Annotated in this window: 19 protein-coding genes and 6 tRNA genes; 21 read left to right on the top strand and 4 right to left on the bottom strand. The window is 46.6% G+C overall.

The annotated features are described in order from the left end of the window. Positions 1–201: 201 nt before the first annotated feature. From epsC to ACTQ50_RS16090, 7 genes are all read left to right on the top strand, one after another. A complete protein-coding gene (epsC, locus tag ACTQ50_RS16120) occupies positions 202–1,128 on the top strand; it encodes a serine O-acetyltransferase EpsC (RefSeq protein WP_441485031.1) in 927 nt (308 codons plus the stop codon). 308 nt (positions 1,129–1,436) lie between these two features. After that, a tRNA-Gly gene (locus ACTQ50_RS16115) sits at positions 1,437–1,507 on the top strand. Between the two features lie 3 nt (positions 1,508–1,510). Beyond that, a tRNA-Gly gene (locus tag ACTQ50_RS16110) sits at positions 1,511–1,583 on the top strand. A gap of 38 nt (positions 1,584–1,621) precedes the next feature. Next, positions 1,622–1,692: transfer RNA gene (locus tag ACTQ50_RS16105), tRNA-Gly, on the top strand. A 3-nt stretch (positions 1,693–1,695) separates the two neighbouring features. Next, positions 1,696–1,768: transfer RNA gene (locus ACTQ50_RS16100), tRNA-Gly, on the top strand. A gap of 40 nt (positions 1,769–1,808) precedes the next feature. Beyond that, a tRNA-Gly gene (locus ACTQ50_RS16095) sits at positions 1,809–1,879 on the top strand. 3 nt (positions 1,880–1,882) lie between these two features. Beyond that, a tRNA-Gly gene (locus ACTQ50_RS16090) sits at positions 1,883–1,955 on the top strand. Between the two features lie 299 nt (positions 1,956–2,254). On the opposite strand, the gene ACTQ50_RS16085 is transcribed toward ACTQ50_RS16090, so the two are convergent. After that, the gene (locus tag ACTQ50_RS16085; RefSeq protein WP_441485030.1) at positions 2,255–2,470 is read right to left on the bottom strand and encodes a DUF378 domain-containing protein; all 216 of its coding nucleotides are present in this window, start codon (positions 2,468–2,470) and stop codon (positions 2,255–2,257) included. A gap of 147 nt (positions 2,471–2,617) precedes the next feature. Next, a complete protein-coding gene (locus ACTQ50_RS16080; protein ID WP_441485029.1) occupies positions 2,618–3,727 on the bottom strand; it encodes a DUF5067 domain-containing protein in 1,110 nt (369 codons plus the stop codon). Positions 3,728–3,986: 259 nt separating this feature from the next. Here ACTQ50_RS16080 and ACTQ50_RS16075 point away from each other — a divergent pair, with 259 nt between their 5' ends. From ACTQ50_RS16075 to ACTQ50_RS16025, 11 genes are all read left to right on the top strand, one after another. Further along, positions 3,987–4,916 (top strand): alpha/beta fold hydrolase, encoded by a 930-nt coding sequence (locus tag ACTQ50_RS16075; RefSeq protein WP_441485028.1) that lies wholly within the window; start codon positions 3,987–3,989, stop codon positions 4,914–4,916. A 224-nt stretch (positions 4,917–5,140) separates the two neighbouring features. After that, positions 5,141–5,338, top strand: coding sequence for a hypothetical protein (locus ACTQ50_RS16070; protein ID WP_441485027.1), 198 nt, complete (start codon positions 5,141–5,143; stop codon positions 5,336–5,338). A gap of 226 nt (positions 5,339–5,564) precedes the next feature. Then, positions 5,565–6,509, top strand: a complete 945-nt coding sequence (locus tag ACTQ50_RS16065; RefSeq protein ID WP_295307290.1) for an ABC transporter permease — start codon at positions 5,565–5,567, stop codon at positions 6,507–6,509. Positions 6,510–6,511: 2 nt separating this feature from the next. Next, the gene (locus ACTQ50_RS16060; RefSeq protein WP_441485026.1) at positions 6,512–7,870 is read left to right on the top strand and encodes an ABC transporter permease; all 1,359 of its coding nucleotides are present in this window, start codon (positions 6,512–6,514) and stop codon (positions 7,868–7,870) included. Between the two features lie 15 nt (positions 7,871–7,885). Next, a complete protein-coding gene (locus ACTQ50_RS16055; RefSeq protein ID WP_441485025.1) occupies positions 7,886–8,893 on the top strand; it encodes an ABC transporter ATP-binding protein in 1,008 nt (335 codons plus the stop codon). Then, positions 8,894–9,904, top strand: coding sequence for an ABC transporter ATP-binding protein (locus ACTQ50_RS16050; RefSeq protein WP_441485024.1), 1,011 nt, complete (start codon positions 8,894–8,896; stop codon positions 9,902–9,904). It begins immediately after the preceding gene. Positions 9,905–10,054: 150 nt separating this feature from the next. Beyond that, positions 10,055–11,710, top strand: coding sequence for a peptide ABC transporter substrate-binding protein (locus ACTQ50_RS16045; RefSeq protein WP_441485023.1), 1,656 nt, complete (start codon positions 10,055–10,057; stop codon positions 11,708–11,710). Between the two features lie 294 nt (positions 11,711–12,004). Beyond that, positions 12,005–13,546 (top strand): 4-alpha-glucanotransferase, encoded by a 1,542-nt coding sequence (gene malQ, locus ACTQ50_RS16040; RefSeq protein WP_441485032.1) that lies wholly within the window; start codon positions 12,005–12,007, stop codon positions 13,544–13,546. Further along, on the top strand, positions 13,530–15,263 hold the full coding sequence (locus ACTQ50_RS16035) for an ABC transporter ATP-binding protein (protein WP_441485022.1): 1,734 nt from the start codon (positions 13,530–13,532) through the stop codon (positions 15,261–15,263). The genes malQ and ACTQ50_RS16035 overlap by 17 nt, the downstream gene beginning before the upstream one ends. Continuing rightward, positions 15,263–17,005, top strand: a complete 1,743-nt coding sequence (locus ACTQ50_RS16030) for an ABC transporter ATP-binding protein (RefSeq protein ID WP_441485021.1) — start codon at positions 15,263–15,265, stop codon at positions 17,003–17,005. Before ACTQ50_RS16035 ends, ACTQ50_RS16030 begins: the two co-directional genes overlap by 1 nt. Positions 17,006–17,041: 36 nt before the next feature. After that, complete coding sequence (locus ACTQ50_RS16025) at positions 17,042–17,521, top strand: hypothetical protein (RefSeq protein ID WP_441485020.1); 480 nt, start codon at positions 17,042–17,044, stop codon at positions 17,519–17,521. A 159-nt stretch (positions 17,522–17,680) separates the two neighbouring features. Here ACTQ50_RS16025 and ACTQ50_RS16020 read toward each other — a convergent pair whose 3' ends face one another. Further along, the gene (locus tag ACTQ50_RS16020; RefSeq protein WP_441485019.1) at positions 17,681–18,196 is read right to left on the bottom strand and encodes a VanZ family protein; all 516 of its coding nucleotides are present in this window, start codon (positions 18,194–18,196) and stop codon (positions 17,681–17,683) included. Positions 18,197–18,447: 251 nt separating this feature from the next. Here ACTQ50_RS16020 and thyA point away from each other — a divergent pair, with 251 nt between their 5' ends. Then, complete coding sequence (gene thyA, locus ACTQ50_RS16015) at positions 18,448–19,296, top strand: thymidylate synthase (protein ID WP_441485018.1); 849 nt, start codon at positions 18,448–18,450, stop codon at positions 19,294–19,296. A gap of 21 nt (positions 19,297–19,317) precedes the next feature. Beyond that, positions 19,318–19,809 (top strand): dihydrofolate reductase, encoded by a 492-nt coding sequence (locus tag ACTQ50_RS16010; protein WP_441485017.1) that lies wholly within the window; start codon positions 19,318–19,320, stop codon positions 19,807–19,809. Positions 19,810–20,159: 350 nt separating this feature from the next. On the opposite strand, the gene ACTQ50_RS16005 is transcribed toward ACTQ50_RS16010, so the two are convergent. After that, the gene (locus ACTQ50_RS16005) at positions 20,160–21,185 is read right to left on the bottom strand and encodes a branched-chain amino acid aminotransferase (RefSeq protein WP_441485016.1); all 1,026 of its coding nucleotides are present in this window, start codon (positions 21,183–21,185) and stop codon (positions 20,160–20,162) included. A 243-nt stretch (positions 21,186–21,428) separates the two neighbouring features. On the opposite strand from ACTQ50_RS16005, the gene ACTQ50_RS16000 reads away from it, so the two are divergent. Then, on the top strand, positions 21,429–22,853 hold the full coding sequence (locus tag ACTQ50_RS16000; protein WP_441485015.1) for a 5-bromo-4-chloroindolyl phosphate hydrolysis family protein: 1,425 nt from the start codon (positions 21,429–21,431) through the stop codon (positions 22,851–22,853). Positions 22,854–22,876: the final 23 nt, after the last annotated feature.

Raw genomic sequence — 22,876 nt, 5'->3', positions numbered from 1 at the left:
CTGGAACACAGCCAGATTTTTGTTGATTTTGAAAAAAATAAAAAGAAAAGAAGTTTTAAAAGAAAAATGGTGCTGGGCATAACACCCAACACCAAGTTTGTCTACAGTCTGGAGAATCCTGCAAGCAGGATTCTTTTTTATATTGACGGAAAAAGAATAGTGTAATAATATGAAAGGAAAGGCGAAATAAGGAGACCAGTTATGAGTGACAAGAAGACATCCATTGAGAATGCAGTAACACGTCTTACTGCGAATTACCGCAAGGAAGAGCTGTTTCTGACAAAGAGCGGAAGACACCTGCCGGTCAGAGCTGCCATTATTGATATTGTAAAAGAGATGAGATCAGTTATTTTTCCAGGATATTTTGACATTGATTCCGGGGCAGCAGTTTTTCCAGAGCATTATACCGGATATTTGCTGAATGATCTGTTTGACCGTATGCAGGAGCAGATTGAGACTGCATTTCTGTATGTGGGGGAAGATGCGACCAGCGCCTGCGGAAAGGCTGCACAGGTGACTTCCAGGTTTTTCGAGAAGCTTCCGGATGTGCAGGAAATGCTGCTGAAGGATGTGCAGGCTGGTTTTGACGGCGACCCGGCGGCTAAGAGCAGGGAAGAGATTATTTTCTCCTATCCGGGATTTCTGGCAATCTATGTGTACCGTCTGGCTCATATTCTTTATCTGGAGCAGGTTCCTTTTATTCCAAGGATCATGACAGAGTACGCCCATGACCATACAGGAATTGACATTAACCCCGGTGCGACCATCGGGGAATACTTCTTTATTGATCATGGAACCGGCGTGGTAATCGGTGAGACTACCATCATTGGAAATAATGTGAAGCTGTATCAGGGCGTTACCCTTGGTGCGCTCTCTACCAGAAAGGGGCAGCAGCTTTCCGGTGTGAAGCGTCATCCTACTATTGAGGATAATGTGACCATTTATTCCAATTCTTCTGTACTTGGCGGTGAGACAGTGATCGGAGAGAATACGATCATTGGAGGCAATACGTTTATCACAGAGTCTATTCCAGCAAATTCCAAGGTAAGTGCCAAGAGTCCGGAGCTTGTGATCAAGAAACCGCGCACCCATGTGGAAGCTTCCAATGTGTGGGATTGGGATAACTAAGAAAACAGGATGAAATACGTTTTATAAATTTTACCCTTTATCGCGGATGCAGCCAAGGTCCTGGCAAGAACGGACTTTGGCCTGCCTGCCGCGTAAATAGGCAGAGAGAACTGTGTAAAAACAAGCGCGGCTCCTTCGTTCTTGTTTTTATTTGCAGCAGAAGCGCTTTTCTACCTGGAGAAAAAGGGAGATATTGCATCAATCTTAGAAACAATAGAAAAAATTTTAAAAAATTTCTTAAAAAGTTGTTGACAAATCTGTCCATATCAGATATACTAAGCTTCGTTGTGACGGATAAGCACAAATGTGCGGGTGTAGTTCAATGGTAGAACACCAGCCTTCCAAGCTGGATACGTGGGTTCGATTCCCATCACCCGCTTATGCGATAGTGGCGTAGTTGGTAACGCGCGACCTTGCCAAGGTCGAGACCGCGGGTTCGAGCCCCGTCTATCGCTCTTCTGACAGAAGTCAGGTCAGCACATTTGAATAAAGTGCGGGTGTAGTTCAATGGTAGAACACCAGCCTTCCAAGCTGGATACGTGGGTTCGATTCCCATCACCCGCTTGTGCGATAGTGGCGTAGTTGGTAACGCGCGACCTTGCCAAGGTCGAGACCGCGGGTTCGAGCCCCGTCTATCGCTCTTTTTAACAGAATATCAGACAGGCACATTTGAATAATGTGCAGGCGTAGGTTAATGGTAGACCCTCAGCTTCCCAAGCTGATTACGTGGGTTCGATTCCCATCACCTGCTTGTGCGATAGTGGCGTAGTTGGTAACGCGCGACCTTGCCAAGGTCGAGACCGCGGGTTCGAGCCCCGTCTATCGCTCTTAAGAATCAGGAAGTTGTTTCCTGGTTCTTTTTTTGTGCAGCGAGCCAAAGGTTTACGCAGGCATGGACTTAGGCTCGTTACTCGCGTAAACGAGACAAAACCCGCTCTGCGAGTTTTGCTCGCTATCGCGGCAGTCGCCAAGATCTCGTGCAAGCACGGACTTTGGTTGTTGCTCACGTAAATGAAAAAGCCTGGTAAAAACAGTTTTTGAAAACTGCGTTTACCAGGCTTAAAAAAAGAGAGTATGAGCAAGTTGTCCTGTCGTGATCTGTTATGTTGCAGAAAAGCAGCTTCTTTTACCCATTGTCTTCGGCGGAACAGATCGTACCATAGAAACTGAGCAGATACAGGCCACTAAGTCCAACCAGTGCATAGATGATCCTGGAGATCCAGCTCATGCTTCCGAAAATCAGAGCAACCAGATTAAAATTAAAGAATCCGATCAATCCCCAGTTAACTGCACCAATGATTGTAAGTGTCAGACAGAAACAATTCAAAAATTTATTTCCCATAAGTCACCATCCTTTCGTAAGTATAGTGTCCCTTTTTCTAATAAAATTATGCAAAAAAACGAGAAAGCTCTAAAACAGAACTTTCTCGTTTTTTTAGAAACAGGTAAAAATTCATGCCAGGGTAAAATCCCAGAACAAACAGCCTGTTTACTGTAAATTCAATGTCTGTGCAGCGGTAATTCCGGTATCCAGTCCGAATGCATCAACTGCCTGTAAAGTAACAGGGCTCATATCCTTAAGGGAAAATGCCTGACACACGTTCACGGTCTCGCCTGGCTGGATTTCTTTCATAAAGGCGTCAATGGCATCATCACTGCTGGCGGGAATGGCTGCTTCCAGAGATGCTCTGTTCTGGTAAGCTGTGAGATTTACGTCTACCATAGCACTTGAGGCGCTTTCTCCATTGTTGGTGTAGTCGTAATAAACCAGAAGACAAGGCTCACCGCCAAAATCTGTGGAAACAACGTTTCGTGTATAATGAATGGAAAAACGCTCGTTAGTAAGATCAATGGTGCCGTCGGAGGCTGCTGGAGCCTGGGCCGTGGAATCGGTTGTTCCAGCGGCAGTGTCGGCAGAAGAATCGGAAGTGGCCAATGTCTGGCTGATCTCTTCTTCCACGCTTTTGAAGTTGGCTGACATAATCTTTACGGTTTCCTCGTCAAGAGCAGTGATCTTCCACTGGCCGTTTACCTTGATCATAGGATAGATAATATCTGTCTCGCTGAATTTGTCCTCCAGGCTGGCTGCTTTTTCATTTAAAATAGAAGCAAGCTTGTCCTGTGTCTCCTGCTCGGTCAGGCTTTCTCCGGAAAATGCGCTGGAAACGATCTGCCGAAGGAATTCTGTGACGGTTTCCCGGTAAATGTCAGAGCCGTCCACATAGCGGATCCGGGCCGTAACCTCAGCTGTGCCGGCCTGGAAATTGAAACTGGTTTTGGTGATCTTCCAGGTCATCTTGGCATTGATGGATTTGAAGAAGCTTTCATAAGTGGCATTTCTCACATCTGCGTTGTCAAGGGCAGACAGATCGCCGCTCTGGAGCATGCCTTCCATTGAAGTAAAATCAAGGTTCTGAATGGCTGCAAGATAGTTGTCCAATTCCTTGGCTGGCTGGCTGCGCTCATAGAAATAGTAGCCTGCGCCAGCGGCTATAGCGAGAAGGAGAACAAGCAGGAGTAAAATGCGTCCGGCTTTGCCTTTCTTTTTCTTCTTGGGAACGGGCTGTTCCTCTGGTGTATTCAATTGTTTTTCTTCCATAGTTCCTCCTTAATTAAGTATTGTGATGTCTATGATATTATAAGGTTAACTTCACCAGGTGTCTGTAATCTTTATGTTTAGAATATAAAATTTGGTGACATCATTTTCATTATAGTATACTCCCGGGAGCGTGTCAAAGCATTTGCGTCTGGAAAGCACTGGGAAAGCCAAAGCGATTTGTCAGCTTATGAACATTGTCTATTTACGGGCAATGACAGGATATGTTACAATAAGAAAAAAGCAGAAAGGCGGAAAAACTATGAGTGCAAAATACGAAGCTTATATAGAATCAGAGGCGGACGGCCTTGATATTTCCGTTCTGGCAGTGGTTCCGGACGAGACACCGTACCGGGGAATCCTGCAACTGGTGCATGGAATGAGCGAATACAAGGAACGTTATCTTCCCTTTATGGAATACATGGCAAAAAGAGGCTATGTATGTGTGATCCACGATCACCGCGGCCATGGGAAAAGCGTGCGGGCTATGGATGACCTGGGCTATATGTATGGCGGCGGAGCAGATGCGATCCTCAAGGATATTGAAGTGGTGAACCGGGAAATGCACCAGCAGCTTCCAGACCTGCCGCTGATCCTATTCGGGCACAGCATGGGATCTCTGGCTGTACGTGCTTTTGCAAGAGAGCATGATGACTGTATGGATATGCTGATCATCTGTGGTTCCCCAAGCAAGAATACGGCAAGACCTCTTGGAGAGGCAATCGCCCATATGGAAAGTGCGGTGTTTGGACCAACCCACAAGAGTAAAGTTATTGAGACACTTTCCTTTGCCAGAAATGTGATGCGCTTCCGCAAGGACAAAAACTGTACTTCCTGGATCTGTGCCAACAAGGCAGCAGCCCAGGAGTATTCGGATTCGGAACTGTGCGGATTTACCTTCACAGATGACGGCTATCTGGCACTGTTTGAACTGATGAAGCGCGCCTATGATGTGAAGCACTGGCACTGCACAAAGCCGAAAATGCCGGTACTTTTTGTCAGCGGATCCGACGATCCCTGTATGATCAATGTACGCCATTTCGCGAAAGCAGTGCAGGATATGCGCCACGCCGGTTATGTGGACGTAAAAGGCAAGCTGTATCCGGGAATGCGCCACGAAATTCTCAATGAGACAGACCGGAAGAAGGTTTATCATGACATTGCCTTCTATATAAAGAAGAAAGGCTTCTAAAGTCTGCCGCTCCTGGAAAAATTTCTGTGATCTGTATGTCCTGAAAAGTCTGCAGTCATGCATAAAACGCTCTGTTTCGCACATACTGACATCATCATTATCACCTGCGGCGCATGTTTTTAACCTGTTATTATGAAAAGGCGGGATGACAATGTATATTGAAGAGCTGCAGGTGGAAAATTAGTGACTTGAAATCTGGATGTGGTGCGAAATGGAGATTCCGTATGAGAAAAAGAGGATGGATTTTGCTGCTGGTTCTTCTGTGCGTGGCTTGTCTTATGAGCTGCGGCAAGGACACAGAGCCGGATGAAGCAAAAGGAGAACTGGTAAGAATTGAGAGAGAAGGATGCCAAGGCGGTGTCCTTTTTTTTTACGCCAGCGGGCGTGCAAATGTCTTTGTACAAAATACACAAAAAACATAGTGCAATATCACTTAAAAATGGTGCAAGTTTAAAAAATGCACTGTCACTGTTCTAAAGTTTAAAATGTTACTTGAATAAAGTACTGCAAAATGCTATAATTTTTCTCACGTATTATAAAAATGAACTCTGGTCAGAAATCATCCGGATACGTGCCTGCTGCTTCTGGCGGCATTCCATAAAGGAAACAGAAATAAACGTTTTCGGCCAGACAAAATAAGGAGGAAAAATGGGAAAGTACTTTGCAAAAAGACTTGGAATGGCGATTCTGACTATCTTTCTGGTAGCCTGTCTTACCTTCCTGCTGATGAATGCTGTACCGGGAAGCCCATGGCTCAGTGAGAAAACACCTTCCGAGACCACACTTGCAGCGCTGAATGCCAAATATGGACTGGACAAGCCGGTCTATGTACAGCTGTTTATGTATCTGAAAAATATTCTTCACGGTGACTTCGGTGTATCACTTAAGATGCAGAAGAACCGTGCAGTTCTTGACATTATCGTGGATATGTTCCCGGTATCTGCCAAGGTAGGTGCACTTGCACTTGCGTGGGCGATCCTGGTGGGCGTACCTCTTGGATGTCTTGCCGCATTTAAGCGAGGCAAGCTGACAGACAGCATTCTTCGTGTGATCTGTACACTTGGAATCTCCATGCCAAGCTTCGTTGTGGCATCTGTCCTTCTGGTAACCCTGACCGGAAACAACGCACTGAATCTGTTTCCATCTATTTTCGACCCGTCACAGGGATGGCGTGCCTATGTGCTGCCATGCTTTGCCCTGGGCTTTTATCCAATGTGCTACACCGCACGTCAGACACGTTCTGCCATGCTGGATTCCTTAAGCCAGGAGTACATTAAGACAGCCCGCGCCAAAGGTCTGAAAAATAAAAAGATCATTTTCAAGCATGCCCTTAGAAATGCGTTGATCCCAGTTATTACATATTTAGGACCGCAGGTAGCCTTTACCCTTTGCGGTGGTTTCGTTGTAGAGAGCGTATTCTCTATTCCGGGACTTGGACGTTACTTCGTACAGTCCATCCAGAACCGTGATTATCCGGTTATTATGGGAACTACTATTTTCCTGGCAGCATTTATTATTCTGATGAACCTGGTTGTAGACCTCCTGTATAAGGTTGCTGACCCGAGAATCAGCCTTACGAAAGGAGGAGAATGATCGTGGCAGAAGATAAGAAGATCAAGAAATGTCCGGTTAGTCTTCAGCCGGATATCGAGAATCTCCTTCAGGATTTAAGTCCGGATGATTTCACATCTGCATCCAGACAGGAGAAGGATGATTTCATTCAGGACCGCCAGAGCGTTTCCTATTGGAAGGATGCCTGGAGAAGATTAAAGAAAAATGCAGTGGCTATGGTTGCACTTGGTGTGATCGTATTCCTGTTCTTATTTGCCTTTGTGGGACCACTTCTGATCCCATATGGCTATGATGAGTTTAACAAAGGTGCTGAGAACCTTTACCCGTATCACTACACCCTGGAGGATACACAGCGTGTCAATGATGAGATCGCTGCCAGAACCCAGTCTGATGTAGTGGATGTAGACGAAATGATCGCCCAGGCGAAAGAAGAAGCTGAGAAAAATGGGGAGAAATTCACCAAGAAGGATGAAGCCGTTATCCGGGCAAAAGCAAAGGTTGCTGCAAAACCTTCCGAAGAGTCTTCTGAGGAACAGAATGTGGACGAGGATTCCATCCGCAAGGAGCTTGGAATCAAGAAGCACATTTTCGGATATTCCCAGGCAGAGCTTGAGCGCAAGGCAAATGGAGAAAAAGTTTTCCCACATGTATTTGGTACTGACATGTATGGCCGTGACATTCTGGTCCGTGTTATGTATGGTGCACGCGTATCCATGTCCGTTGGTGTGTTCGCAGCTATCCTGGTACTTGTGATCGGTGCCCTTTATGGTGCGATTTCCGGTTACTGCGGCGGTAAGGTGGACGCTGTGATGCAGCGTATTGTAGAGCTGATCTATGCAGTTCCGGAGATGCTGGTTGTTCTTCTGATCGCAACCGCATTGAAGCCGATCCTTACTGACTATGTAAACTCATCCGGAACCAGTCCGCTGAAGTCCTTTGTCAATGTACTTGGACCGAACCTGATTTCCATGTTTATCGCATTTGGTCTGTTATACTGGGTTACTATGAGCCGTATTATCCGTGGCCAGGTACTTCAGCTGAAACAGCAGGAATATGTAACCGCAGCAAGAGCACTTGGTGCATCTGGCGGCAGGATCATCCGTCGTCATCTGCTTCCGAACTGTATCGGACAGATCGTTGTTACTACCTGCCTGCAGATCCCATCTGCTATTTTCCTGGAGTCCTTCTTATCCTACCTTGGCGTTGGTGTTTCCGCACCTCTTCCAAGTCTTGGATCCATGGCAACAGACGCACTTAGCGGTATGTACACGTATACTTACAGACTGATCGTACCTTCCGTGATCCTGAGTATTATGATCCTTGCATTCAACCTGTTTGGCGATGGTCTTCGCGATGCTCTTGATCCGAAGCTGAAGAAATAAGAGAGGAGGAGAACAATGTCTGAACAGAAAAATAAATTACTGGAAGTAAAAGACCTGAAAGTCTCCTTCTTTACCCCGGCCGGCGAGGTAAAAGCCGTTGGCGGTATCTCCTATGACCTTGATTATGGCGAAGTTATGGGAGTTGTTGGAGAATCCGGTTCTGGAAAGAGCCAGGAAGCATATTCTATTATGGGGCTTCTTCAGTCCCCAGGTAAAGTAATCGGAGGTTCCATTACCTTCGAGGGAAAAGATGTCCTTTCTTTTTCCAAGGAAGAGATGACTGCATTCCGTGGAAACAAAGTAGCTATGATCTTCCAGAACCCTATGACCTGTCTGAATCCGGTTTACACCATCGGAAATCAGCTGGTGGAGGCTCTTCGTGCCCATGACAGGAAGATCAGCAAGGAAGAGGCCCAGAAGCGTGCCATGGAAATGATGGAGATGGTTGGGATCAACAATGTGGAGAAGCGTATGAAGCAGTATCCACACGAGTTTTCCGGCGGTATGAGACAGCGTGTTATGATCGCCATGGGACTGATCTGCCATCCACAGCTTCTGATCGCAGATGAGCCCACTACAGCCCTTGACGTTACCATTCAGGCCCAGATCCTTGACCTGATGAAGGACCTTCAGAAAAAGACCGGAATGGGAATCATTTTCATCACACACAACCTTGGAGTTGTGGCAGATATCTGTGACAAGGTATCGGTTATGTATGCAGGTAAGATCGTGGAGCAGGGTCCTGTAGATGACATTTTCTATGAGCCTGCACATCCATATACAAAAGGTCTTCTTCGTTCCATGCCTCGTGTTGACGCTGAGAGCTATGAGAGACTGATCCCCATTGAGGGAACTCCGGTTGATATGCTGAATCCACCGGAAGGATGTCCATTTGCTCCCCGTTGTGAGCATTGCATGAAGATCTGTCTGAAGAAAATGCCTCCTTACGTGGAAGTGGGCGAGAAACATCGTTCCGCCTGCTGGCTTCGTGTTCAGGAGCTTATGAACAAGGAGGAGAAATAAATGGCAGAAGAAAAGAAACTTCTCGAAATTGAGAATTTACGAAAATATTTTCCAATCAATGGCGTAAAGGGACCGGGGGTACAGGCTGTACAGGATGTTTCCCTCTATATCAAAAAGGGTGAGACACTTGGCCTTGTTGGAGAGTCCGGTTGTGGAAAGACCACACTTGGAAGAACCATCCTTCGTCTTTACGAGCCAACCGGCGGTAAGATCATCTATGATGGTGAGACCATTTACGACAATCCTCTGGATAAAGACGGCAAACCTCTTGGAAAAGCCAAAGCTGCCAAAATGCTTCCTTACAGAAGAAAAATGCAGATCATTTTCCAGGACCCGTCCGCTTCCCTGGATCCTCGTATGACAGTTGGCGAGATCATTGGTGAGGCCATTGATATCCACAAGCTTGCAGCCAACAAGAAGGATCGTGCAGACATGATCAAAGAACTGCTGGCACAGGTTGGATTAAATACAGAGCATGCAAACCGTTATCCACATGAGTTTTCCGGCGGTCAGCAGCAGCGTGTTGGTATTGCCCGCGCCCTGGCAGTAAAACCGGAGTTCATTGTCTGTGACGAGCCCATTTCCGCGCTGGATGTTTCCATCCAGTCACAGGTGGTAAACATGCTGGAGGACATGCAGGAGCAGATGGGACTGACTTATCTGTTCATTGCCCATGACCTTTCCGTTGTCCGCCATATTTCAAACAGAATCGGTGTTATGTATCTTGGTTCCCTTGTGGAGCTTGGAGAGAGCTACGAGCTGAACAGACATCCGATCCATCCATATACACAGACCCTGCTTTCCGCAGTTCCGGTTCCGGATCCAAAGCTGAGCCGGACAAGAAAGCGTATTATCCTGGAAGGAGACGTGCCAAGTCCTATGAATCCGCCAAGCGGATGCCGTTTCCACACCAGATGCCCATATGCCACTGAAAAGTGCAGCCAGGTAGCTCCTGTATTTAGAGAGCATGAGCCGGGCCACTGGGCAGCTTGTCATTTGCTTGACAAATAAAAGGGATTCGTCGCCTTTTCAGGTAAGAACCTTGTTTCTGCCTGGAAATCTGACATCTGGTATTTCGTTCTTTCTTACGGAAGAACTGATTAATACAAGCGTCGGTTCTCATCTCTCATGCGGCGCAAAAAGCATAAAGGAGGAAAAGTAATGAGAAGAAAATTTATGTCTATGGCACTGACTGCAGCTATGGTAGTAAGCATGGCAGCCACTCCTGTATTCGCTGAGGATACAGCATCTGACGAGGGATTCAACCTGAACCTTTGTATCGCATCTGAACCACAGACAATCGACCCTGCACTGAACTCTGCAGTTGACGGAGCTATCATGTGCAACCACATGTTCGAAGGTCTTGTAAAATGGGTAAATGATGGCGAAGGAAATGCTGTCACAGCTCCTGGACAGGCTGAGTCCTGGGAAAAAGCAGAGAACGAAGATAGTACAGTTACTTACACCATTAAACTTCGTGATGGCATCAAATGGTCTGATGGACAGGCTGTAACAGCTGGTGACTTCGTTTATGCATGGCAGCGTCTTGCAAATCCTGAGACAGCAGCAGACTACTGCTACATGATCGACATGGTAAAAGGATATGATGCAGTTGCTGACGGAAGCGCTGATCCAAGCACTCTTGGAATCACAGCAGTTGACGATCAGACTCTTCAGATCGACCTTACTTATGACTGCCCATATTTCGAAGAGATCATGGCATTCCCGGCAACCTTCCCAGTTCGCCAGGATATGGTAGAGAGCAGTGACAACTGGACATTTGATCCAAGCACCTACATTGGCAATGGACCATACAAAATGACAGAGTGGTCTCACAACGCTTACATCTCCATGGAGAAGAATGAGAACTACTATGACTATGAGAACCTTGGACCGGATACCATCAAGTTTACACTTCTTGATGACAACAACGCAATGCTTAAAGGTTACAACAACGGCGAGCTTGATTTCATCGAGAACCTTCCTGTAGACGAGATCCCGACCTACCTTGCTTCCGGCGAGCTTGAGATCGGTGACTACCTTGGAACCTACTATGTATGCTTCAACACAGAGGACGAAGTTTTCTCTGACCCTAACATCCGTAAAGCATTCTCACTTGTAATCGACCGTAACTATATCGTAGAGAACGTTTCCCAGGCTGGTGAGGTTCCGGCTGACGGATATGTACCGAACGGTGTAAATGATGCAGCTGGCGCTGGCAGTGATGACTTCCGTACAGTAGGCGGTTCTTACTACAGCATTTCCGATGAGGATTATGAGGCTAACTGCGAAGAGGCTCGTCAGCTTCTTGCAGACGCTGGTTATCCGAACGGCGAAGGCTTCCCAACTGTAGAGTATCTGTACAACACAGCTGATAACCACAAGAAGATCGGTGAGGCTCTTCAGAATATGTGGCAGACAGAGCTTGGCGTAACAGTTAACCTGAACAACCAGGATTGGAACGTATTCCTTCAGAACAGAAAAGATGGTAACTTCCAGATCGCCCGTAACGGCTGGATCGCAGACTACAACGATCCTTGCTCATTCCTGGATATGTGGTACACAGACGGCGGTAACAACGATGCTCAGTACTCCAACCCAGATTATGATGCAGCTATCGATGCAGCAAAAGCTACCTCTGATCCAGAAGAGCGTATGAAAGCATTCCACGAAGCTGAGGATATCCTCATTGGACAGGACAGCGTACTTGCTCCGATCTACTTCTATACACAGCCATACATGCTCAATCCAGACATTGACGGTATGTACTACACACCACTTGGATACTTCTTCTTCGGTTACACAACCAAGAAATAATCTGAGTAAAAAGAATATGAGCCTTCTGGTATCACAGTTCTGTGATGCCAGGGGGAATGGCAGGCATTCGGAAATTTTCCGGGTGCCTGTTTTTTTCGCCAAGCGTTTTTCGCCAAGCGTATTTTCTCTTGTTGACCGATTATGTATGATAGCGGTATAATAAACAGATAATGGTTATAATACCAAAATATATTACTGTTCATAGAAGCTCAGCAGGAAATTGCGTGAAACATGATTTGGGGGCATTATAAGGTGTGTTGAGAGATGGACAGTAACAGACAGGAGGAACACATGATGAGAGCCAGCGGTATTTTATTGCCGATATCCAGCATCCCTTCCAACTATGGAATCGGATGCTTTTCTAAAGAAGCTTACGCTTTTGTAGATCAGCTCGCACAGGCGGGACAGAAATACTGGCAGATTCTGCCACTTGGACCGACCGGATACGGGGATTCCCCTTACCAGTCTTTTTCCACCTTTGCAGGAAATCCCTATTTTATTGACCTGGAAGAATTTATCCAGAGAGACCTTCTCACAGCGGATGAATGTGCAGACTGTGACTGGGGCGGAAGCAAGAGCTATGTAGACTATGAGAAGGTTTATCTTTCCAGGTTTTCCCTTCTTCGCAAGGCTTACAGACGTTTTTACCAGATGGATGGAAAGAATAAAGAGCTTCAGCTGATCCGTGAGGAGATGGAAGCCTTTGAGAAGGAACAGGGCTTCTGGCTTGCTGACTATTGCCTGTATATGGCCGTGAAGGACAGCCTGGAGGGAATCGCCTGGAACGAGTGGCCGGAGGACTTAAAGACCCGTAAGCCTGAGGCACTTGAGGAGGCGAGAAAGGAACTGAAGGAGGATATCAGCTTCTATGCGTTCCAGCAGTTCTGGTTCTACCGCCAGTGGAGCCAGCTGAAGAAATATGCAAATGACAGGGACATTAAGATCATCGGTGATCTTCCCATCTATGTGGCTTTTGACGGTGCAGATGCATGGGCGAACCCGGATCTGTTCCAGTTTGACGAGGAGGCCACTCCGGTAGCAGTGGCAGGATGCCCGCCAGATGCTTTTTCTGCAACTGGACAGCTGTGGGGAAATCCGCTGTATAATTGGGAATATCATAAGAAAACCGGCTATAACTGGTGGATCCTTCGCATGACCCACTGCATGAAGCTGTATGATAAGGTCCGGATCGACCATTTCCGCGGCTTTGACGAGTACTGGGCAGTTCCTTATGGGGACGAGACTGCCGAGAACGGAGAGTGGGAGAAAGGCCCTGGAATAGAGCTGTTCAAGGTTCTGGAGGAGAATATCAAGGATCTGGATGTGATCGCAGAGGATCTTGGATTCCTTACTGATTCTGTACGGGAGCTTTTGGCCAAGTCTGGATATCCGGGCATGAAGGTACTTCAGTTTGCCTTTGATGAAAGCGGTGAGAGCGTATACCTTCCTTTCCGCTATGACAAGAACTGCATTGTATACACGGGAACCCATGACAATGAGACCACAAAGGGCTGGCTTGGAAACCTTACCCAGTCAAACATGGAGTATGTGAACCAGTATACAGCCTGTGAGGGAAAAGACACAGACGAGTGTGTTTGGGGCCTGGTCCGGGCTGCACAGTCATCTGTAGCGGAGGTCTGCGTCGTGCCTTTGCAGGACTATCTCTGCCTTGGAAACGAGGCAAGAATGAATATGCCTTCCACTCTGGGAAACAACTGGAAATGGCGTCTTACAAGAGGTCAGTTTACGGATGAGATCATTCAGAGAATTTACGCCATGACCCGATTATACGGACGAATTCAGGAGCATAAGAAGAAAAATGAAAAGATTGATTAAATTTTTGAAGGGCTATGAGAAAGAAAGCTTTCTGGCGCCTTTGTTTAAAATGCTGGAGGCAACCTTTGAGCTGATCGTGCCTCTGGTTGTAGCAAGAATCATGGATATCGGCATTAAAAATCAGGACAATGCCTATATCTGGCACCAGTGCGTGATCATGGTACTGCTTGGGGTGATCGGTCTTGCATGTTCCCTGACCGCACAGTATTTCTCTGCGAAGGCCGCCATGGGATTCAGTACAGCCCTTCGTAAGGAGCTGTTTTCCCATATCAGCAAGCTTTCCTACAGAGAGCTGGATATGCTTGGAACCCCTACCCTTGTGACCAGGATCACCAATGATGTGAACCAGGCCCAGACCGGAGTGAACATGGTACTGCGTCTGTTCCTTCGTTCCCCGTTTATTGTTGTAGGTGCGGTGATCATGTCCTTTACCATTGATGTGATGATTGGTCTGATCTTCCTGATCGCAGTTCCGGTGATTTCGATTGTAATTTACGGAATTATGCGTACAACAGTGCCAATTTACAAAAAGGCCCAGTCCTCCCTGGACAAGATCTCCCTGATCACCAGAGAGAACCATGTGGGTGCCAGAGTGGTAAGAGCCTTTGGAAGACAGCAGGAAGAATATAAAGAATTTTCAGAAGTCAATGACGATTACACCAAGGTGCAGGTAAGAGCGGGAAAAATTTCCGCACTTCTGAATCCGGCCACTACGGTTATCATGAATTTTGCCATTATCGGAATCCTCTGGTATGGAAGCAAGGAAGTGTCTGTGGGCATTCTGACACAGGGTGAAGTGGTTGCCCTTGTAAACTATATGAACCAGATCCTGATCGCGCTGATCGCCCTTGCAAACCTGATCGTGGCTGTGACAAAGGCCATGGCCTCCGGTGTGCGTCTGAACGAGGTTCTGGATACACAGCCATCTCTCACGGACGAGGGCAGCAGTGTTCAGGCAGAGCGAAAGAATGCTGCAAGAGTTGCCTTTGAGGATGTGAGCTTTACCTATGCAGGCAGCAAGGAGCCGGCACTTTCCCATATTTCCTTTACTGCAAAGCCAGGTGAGACCATCGGTATCATCGGCGGTACCGGATGTGGTAAATCTACTCTGGTGAACCTGATCCCACGTTTCTATGATGTGACTTCCGGTAATGTGGTAATTGATGGAAATAATGCAAAAGAATATCCATTTTCACAGCTTCGTAAAAAGGTTGGTATGGTACCCCAGCAGGCGGTTCTGTTTAAGGGAACCATCCGCGACAATATGAAGTGGGGCAAGGAGGACGCTACAGATGAAGAAATCCAGCGTGCCCTTTCCATTGCACAGGCAAGTGATTTTGTAAACAGCAAGCCGGAAGGCTTAAATACCATGGTAAGCCAGGGTGGTTCCAACCTTTCCGGTGGACAGCGCCAGCGTCTTACTATCGCAAGGGCACTGGTGGGAGATCCCGAGATCCTGATCATGGATGACAGTGCTTCTGCCCTTGACTTTGCCACAGATGCGGCTCTTCGTCATGCTATTCATGAGCAGACCAAGGGAATGACCGTGTTTATCGTTTCCCAGAGGGCGACCTCCATCAAACAGGCGGACAAGATCCTGGTCCTGGACGATGGGGAGCTGGTTGGTGTGGGAACACACAAAGAACTTATGGAATCCTGTGAGGTTTACAGAGAAATCTGTCTGTCACAGCTTTCCGAACAGGAGGTGAACCGCTGATGGGAAAGAATAAAGACACCATGAAAAGAGTGCTGAAATTTATCAGCCCTTACAAAGCAAAAATTATCATTATGCTTCTTACAGCGCTTGTCACCGTTGCATTTACTTTGTATACACCAATTCTTATTGGTAACGGTGTGGACAATATCGTAGGACCTGGAAATGTAAATGTAGCCGGACTTTTGAAAGTGCTTGGCACTCTGGCTGTGATCGTTGTGGGAAATGCAGTTTCCCAGTGGGTGATGAACCTTCTTACCAACCAGGTTACCTACAGTGTGGTACAGGATGTACGAAGCCAGGCTTTTGCCCATCTTCAGGAGGTACCGGTATCTTATATTGATGCCAACCAGCCAGGAGATATTTTAAGCCGTATTGTTTCCGATGTGAGCCAGTTTTCAGATGGTCTTCTTATGGGCTTTACCCAGTTGTTTACTGGTGTGCTGACCATCTTTGGAACCATTGGGTTTATGCTTTCCATCAGTGTGAAGATCGCGGTGATCGTTATTTTGCTTACCCCGATCTCCCTGTTTGTGGCAAGCTTTATTGCAAGCAGAACCTTCCGTATGTTCCAGGAGCAGTCTGAGAAGAGGGCTGAGATGACCTCTATCGTGGAGGAGCTTGTTGGAAATCAGAAGATCGTGCAGGCTTTTTCCTATGAGGAGAGGGCAAATGAACGTTTTGGAAAAGTAAATGAAGAGCTTCAGGTCTGCGGAATCAAGGCTATTTTCTTTTCCTCTATTACAAACCCGTCCACACGTTTTGTAAATGGTCTTGTTTACACTGCAGTTGGAATTTTTGGTGCATTTACGGTAATTAAGGGCGGCATGACAGTTGGACAGCTGACCAGTTTTCTGAACTATGCTAACCAGTATACCAAGCCATTTAATGAGATTTCCGGCGTTATCACAGAGCTGGAGAATGCGCTGGCCTGTGCGAAACGTCTGTTTGACTTTATCGACACACCAGTACAGGAGCCAGATGCCCCAGGTGCTGTGGAACTGGAGAAAGCGGACGGCCGTGTAAGTGTGGAGAATGTTTCTTTCTCTTACAGAAAAGAGGTTCCGCTGCTTACGGACATTTCCATTGATGTAAAACCTGGACAGCGAATTGCCATTGTTGGACCTACCGGATGTGGTAAGACCACTATGATCAACCTGCTTATGAGATTCTATGATGTGGATAAGGGACAGATCAGGGTGAGCGGTTATCCGGTAAGAGAGCTGACTCGTGACAGCCTGAGACGAAACTTTGGTATGGTGCTTCAGGAGACCTGGCTGAAGGCGGGAACCATCCGTGAGAACATTGCTTATGGAAAGCCGGATGCCACTTTGGAAGAGGTTATGGAGGCTGCTAAGCATGCACATGCCCACAGCTTTATCAAGCGTATGCCAAATGGCTATGATACCGTGATCTCAGAAGGCGGCGGAAACATTTCCCAGGGACAGAAGCAGCTCCTTTGTATTGCAAGGGTTATGCTGATGCACCCGGCTATGCTGATCCTGGACGAGGCCACTTCCTCTATTGATACCCGTACTGAGGTGAAGGTCCAGAAGGCTTTTGCAGAGCTGATGGAGGGAAGAACCAGTTTTATTGTTGCACATCGTCTTTCTACTATTCAGGAGGCAGATCTGATCCTGGTCATGAAGGATGGAAATATTATCGAGCAGGGCAAGCATGAGGAACTGTTGGCGAAGAAGGGCTTCTATGCGAACCTGTATGAGAGCCAGTTTGCGGTTTCCTGAGAGAAGAAACTGCGGAAAAAGAACGGAGGATGAAGGATGGGAGATTCCGAGAACAAGAGCCCTGAGGGGGACAGAAACGAGAATACAAGTGCAGCTGCTTCTGAGGAAAAAGCTGGCGGGGAGAATCCAAAAAGCGGAGTTCCTATGCGAACTTATCTGATCATGATCCTGGCAGGCGTTTACGTGGCTTATCTTGGCGTTTCGCTTTGTCAGAATGTGATAAAAGGAGCAAAAGGCAGCAGCCCTGGATTTATGGTGGCTGGAATTGTGTTTATTGTGCTGGGCGTGGTGTTTGTGGTAAGTGGACTTAGAAACAGCATGAAGCTGAGCAAGGCCAAGAAGGAGCAGGAGGCTGGTGGAGAATCACAGCTTTCTGGAACAGAGCCAGAAGCTGGGGAAGCTCAGAAAACAGCCGCTGCACAGAGCAGTCCGTCCCAGGGAAAAAAGATGTCTATTGCAGAGCGTGCCAACCTGGTGAACCAGCTGGGGGATGCAAACGAGGACGAAGAAGAATAAAATTCATATGAGTATATAAAAACAGACTTCCGGATGAAAACGATCCGGAAGTCTGTTTTAAATTTACGCGAGCGACGAGCCAAAGTCCATGCTTGCATGAGACCTTGGCAACTGCCGCGATAACGGGTAAAACTCGCGGAGCATGTTTTGGCTCCTTGTTTAGCGCCGTTTTCTGCGCCGACGTTTCCCACTTGGGTTATGTAGGGTGGACCAGCAGAATGCCTGTACCAGCAGGATTCCTACGGTAACACCGATGCTGTCAATCCCCACGTCTCTCACAGAAGGACCGCGGTCTGCCACGAAAGACTGGTGGTATTCGTCAAATCCGGCGAAGCCCACGCAGATCACCCCTGCCAGCAGGATCAGCCAGATTCCTCTTACGCCATAGACATAGAGCGGAAAAGAAATGGCAATGGCCAGCAGACAATACTCTGTCATGTGAGCTGCCTTTCGTACATAAAATTCAATGGAACTTGCAGAATAAGCAAGCTCATCATAAGATTTGTTTTCGTTTAGAACTTCATTCTTGGTTTCTACAATCTGGTAGCTGACCTCATAGCTTAAGGCCCCGGACACCTCCCCTGTCTGGGCTGAAAATGAATAGATCACATACATCATCACAATTGCAGGAAGAAAAGAAAGAGGTTTCAGTAAATGGATTAAAATTTTCTTCATGGGGTTTACTATAACATGGGAAAATGAGATTGTAAAGAAAAAGGTGATTTGACAAGGCCTTGAAAAAACAACAAAACCAGAGCAACCAGGAGGGAGACAGGAAGGCAAAGAACTTGTTATTTACAGGAATCTATGCTAAAATTGTTGAAGTATGAAAAGCAGCGGGATACCTGATGGGGAGAGGCTCTGGCAGACGGGTATCGTGCTGCTATAAAGAACGCACAATGGAGACCAGGAGGAAAAGGACAGGTATGAGTTTAGCTGATCATATTTTTATAGATATGTGTAAAGACGTAATTGAGAACGGAACCAGTACAGAAGGGGAGAAAGTCCGTCCGGTGTGGGAGGATGGCACTTCTGCTTATACGATCAAACGTTTTGGTGTTGTGAACCGCTATGATCTGAGAAAAGAATTTCCAGCGCTGACCCTTCGCAAGACTGCATTAAAAAGCGCCATGGATGAGATTCTCTGGATCTGGCAGAAGAAATCAAACAACATTCATGACCTTCACAGCCATATCTGGGACAGCTGGGCAGACGAGGAAGGTTCCATTGGAAAAGCATATGGCTATCAGCTGGGCGTGAAGCACCAGTACAAAGAAGGCATGATGGATCAGGTTGACCGTGTTCTTTATGATCTGAAGAATAATCCATACAGCCGCCGTATTATGACCAATATTTATGTACATGAAGATCTTCATGAGATGAATCTTTACCCATGTGCTTACTCTATGACCTTCAATGTAACAAAAGAGCCGGGAAAGGACAAGCTGACCTTAAATGCCATTTTGAACCAGCGTTCCCAGGATATCCTGGCGGCAAATAACTGGAACGTATGCCAGTATTCCCTGCTGTTGATGATGATCGCACAGTGCTGTGACATGGAAGCAGGTGAGCTGGTGCATGTGATCGCAGACTGCCATATTTATGACAGACATGTTCCGGTTATCAAGGAGCTGATTTCCAGAACCCCTTATCCGGCACCGACTGTGAAACTGAACCCGGATGTGAAGAATTTCTACGATTTTACCACAGATGACCTGATCGTGGAGAATTACCAGACATGGCCGCAGATTAAGAATATTCCGATTGCAATTTAAATAAAAAGGAGATTATAAAAAATGAAAATTATCGTAGCAGCAGATAAAAACTGGGGAATTGGAAAAGACAATAAGCTTCTGGTAAGTATCCCGGCAGATATGAAAATGTTCCGCCAGGAGACCACCGGCAAGGTGTGCGTGATGGGAAGAAAAACTCTGGAGAGCTTTCCAGGAGGACTTCCGCTGAAAAACCGTACCAATATCGTTCTTACCAAAAACCAGAATTATAAAGTGAAAGATGCCATTATCGTTCATTCTATCGAAGAACTGATGGAAGAACTGAAAAAGTATCCGGCAGAAGAGGTATACTGCATTGGCGGTGACACCATTTACAAACAGCTTCTTCCGTATTGTGATGTGGCACAGGTTACCAAGATTGATTTCGCCTACATCGCAGACAGCTATTTCCCCAATCTGGATGAAGACCCAGAATGGCATGTAGCTGCTGAGAGCGAAGAGCAGACTTATTTTGATCTGGAATATAAGTTTGTGAGATATGAGAGAAATAAATAATTTGAATTGAATGTGTTAGAATTAAAATCAGTTCTGCTACTGCGGCAGAGCTGATTTTTTGTATAATAGGCTATTATAAAAAACTCCAGGCAGAGTTCTTACTTGTAACCTAGAGCCTTTTTCAAACACGCTCTAGTACATAAAAAATAGGGAGAATTGCTTAAGAAGCGGGGAAAAGTAGTGCTGTTGAAAGCATCCTGCTGTAGGAGAGGAACTTTTGGTTATATCTACCAAGCAGTAGATTTTTTGCACATATAAAAGGCTCCGGCATTTTCGTTATGCCGGAGCTCTATTGTGCGCTGTGTAATATTCATATCAAAAAGATACGAAAAATGTGAATCTTAGAAAAATTACTCGATAACTTTCAGCCATCCTTCAGGAGCCTGGATACGGCCCATCTGGATTCCGGTAAGGGTCTCATAAAGTTTCTTGGTGATTGGTCCCATTTCGTTCATGCCGCTTGGGAAGCAGATCTCTTTGCCGTGGTCAAAGATCTTTCCAACAGGAGAGATAACAGCAGCAGTACCGCAAAGACCGCACTCTGCGAAATCTTTTACTTCGTCGAAGTATACTTCTCTTTCCTCTGCCTCAAGTCCAAGGTACTCCTTAGCAACATAGATCAGGGAACGACGTGTGATAGATGGAAGGATGCTGTCGGACTTCGGAGTAACAACCTTGCCGTCTTTTGTTACGAACAGGAAGTTTGCGCCGCCTGTCTCCTCAACTTTGGTACGTGTCTTGGAATCAAGATACATGTTCTCATCGAAGCCGTTCTTATGAGCATCAACGATTGCATGAAGGCTCATTGCGTAGTTCAGACCAGCTTTGATATGACCGGTACCGTTCGGTGCAGCACGGTCGAAGTCGCTGACACGGATTGTGATCGGCTTAGCGCCGCCCTTGAAGTATGGTCCAACAGGTGTGGTAAATACACGGAACTGATACTCGTTAGCTGGTTTTACACCGATAACAGCGTCGCTTCCGAACATGTACGGACGTACATATAAAGTAGCACCGGAACCATATGGCGGAACATATGCTGCATTTGCTTTAATTGTCTGAACAACCGCGTCAACAAAACGGTCTTTCGGGAATACCGGCATTTCCAGTCTTGCTGCGGAATGCTCCATACGCTCACCGTTCAGGTCAGGACGGAAAGTAACGATACGTCCGTCTTCTGTAGTGTATGCTTTCATACCTTCAAAAACAGTCTGTGCATACTGAAGAACGCCTGCACACTCACTGATGGTAACGGTATCATCTGTGGTAAGGCCTCCCTCATCCCATTTGCCGTCTTTATAATTAGATACATAACGGTAGTCTGTTTTTACATAGCCAAAGCCCAGGTTGCCCCAGTCGATGTCTTTTTTCTCCATAACAATTTCCTCCTAGCGTGGTTTCTTGGGGTAGATTCTGAATATGAATCCACAACGTTTTTACTATTGTAAAACTTTTAAGTGTGAAATTCAATGGGAAAAGTAGAAATTACCGTGATTTTCCTGTGAAAAAGATGACGAAAAAGGATAATGTGTTTATATTTTATGTTGTCTTGTTTTTTGAAGGGGATTTTTGTATAATAATAAGACAGGTGTTATGAAATAAAATATCCGGAGGAAAAGATGGGATATAACGAATTTGATGAGCTTGGAGACAAGATCCAGGACATCATCGACAGTGCGATAAATGAGAAAAATTACCAGAAGCTGAGCCAGAGTATTAACCAGACGCTGAATAAGGCCATTGATAATGGAAGTGACGCCCTTCGGGATGCGCTGAACAATACGGTGGGAAGTGGGAAATACACCAATTACCGCAGCGGCGGCTCTTATGATTACAGGAAGAACCGGTCCTGGGATTTTCAGAAGGATGGGAATGGACAGGGAACTGGTTATCAGGGATATGCTGGCGCGAAAGGGAAGAATTCACGGAATGGGAATTCACAGAACTTTGGCTCCGGCAGACAAGATGCTGCTGGACAAAATACAAATCTGGCGCTGTATTCCCCGGCCAATGGGATTAAGGTAAAAGGGATTCTGAAGACTGTGTTTGGTGGGATTCTTACCGGAACCTTTGGAATTGCCACAATGGTGGTTGGTGGAATTGGAGCAGGTTTTGGTAACAGTGGTATGCTTGGACTTTCTGCTGTATTAGCTGTATTTACGGCTGCTAGTGGAGTCCTTCTCAGCCAGGGCTGTACCAGCCTTACCAGTTTAAGACGCCGCAGCAAATACATTAAGGCTCTTGGCTGCCATACCTACTGTAATTTCCAGCAACTGGCCCAGGCCGTTGGAAAGCCGGTGAAATTTGTAAAAAAAGATATCAAACGTATGATCAGCAAAGGCTGGTTTTTGCAGGGACATGTTGATAAACAGGAGACCTGCCTGATCACAAGCAATGAAACCTATGACCAGTACGTAAGCACCCAGAAGCAGTTAGAAGAAAGAGACCGCCAGGAGGCAGTGCTTCGTCAGCAGGCAGAGGAAAGAAATCGCCAGGAAAATAGACTGCGTGAAGAGGCAGACACCCGGGCGCGGATGGAGGCAGAGCGTGAGGCAGATGAGAGAGCGAAGCTTTCCCCGGAAGTGCAGCAGGTTCTGGACAAGGGAAACGAATTCCTTTACAAGATCTGCCGTAGCAATGATGCCATTCCAGGAGAAGAGATTTCCAGAAAAATCTCCCGCATGGAACTGATCATAGCGAAGATTTTTGAACGGGCCAAGGCACACCCGGAGGTCATTCCGGATCTGAACCGTCTTATGGATTATTATCTTCCAATGACCGTGAAACTTCTGAATGCTTATGAAGAGATGGACAGTCAGCCGGTTCAGGGAGAGAATATTACTTCCTCCAAGAAAGAAATCGAGGAGACGATCGATACCCTGAATGTGGCTTTTGAGAAGCTTCTGGATTCCATATTTGAGGATACTGCCATAGATGTATCCAGTGACATTTCTGTGCTGAATACAGTTCTGGCACAGGAAGGGCTGACGGAAGATGAGCTTACCCGCATGAGAAGAGAAGCTGGAAAAAACAAACAAGTTTAGTAGATTGCCGGGCGTAAGCCTGG

This window comes from Blautia sp. Sow4_E7 (assembly GCF_052116245.1).
In the GTDB taxonomy this organism is placed as follows: domain Bacteria; phylum Bacillota; class Clostridia; order Lachnospirales; family Lachnospiraceae; genus Blautia_A.
The sequence above is the reverse complement of the archived record's forward strand: the minus strand, read 5'-3'. Positions and strand labels throughout refer to the sequence as shown.